Annotated in this window: 1 protein-coding gene; it reads right to left on the bottom strand. The window is 74.2% G+C overall.

Annotated elements, in window-relative coordinates; genetic code table 11:
* Positions 1-302: PD-(D/E)XK nuclease family protein (locus ACYQ0J_RS00080; protein WP_460170211.1), on the bottom strand; the 302-nt coding region annotated here is incomplete at both ends.

Here is a 302-nt window from a genome sequence, read left to right as displayed (position 1 = left end):
TTCATCCCCTCCCGCAGGGCCACCACGAAGCCCCCCTCCACCGCCAGCCCCTCCTCCCGCAGGGCCAGGGCGTAAGCCCCCACCTGCAGGAGGTGCTCCGGGTAGACCCGGGAGGAGGTCTTCAGGTCCACCACCACGAGCCTGTCCCCAAAGCGGGCCACCAGGTCCACCCGCCCGGCGTAGCGGTGCTCCGGGTGGAAGACCGCCTCCTCGGAGCGCAGGAGCCTGCCCCCGTTCCCGTCCCACCAGTCCGCCAGGCGCCGGGCCATCCCCCGGAGGGGCTCCTCCTCGGGGAGGGGAGG

The sequence above is a fragment of the Thermus sp. FJN-A genome (assembly GCF_054655095.1).
This window is presented reverse-complemented; position numbering and strand designations above follow the sequence as displayed.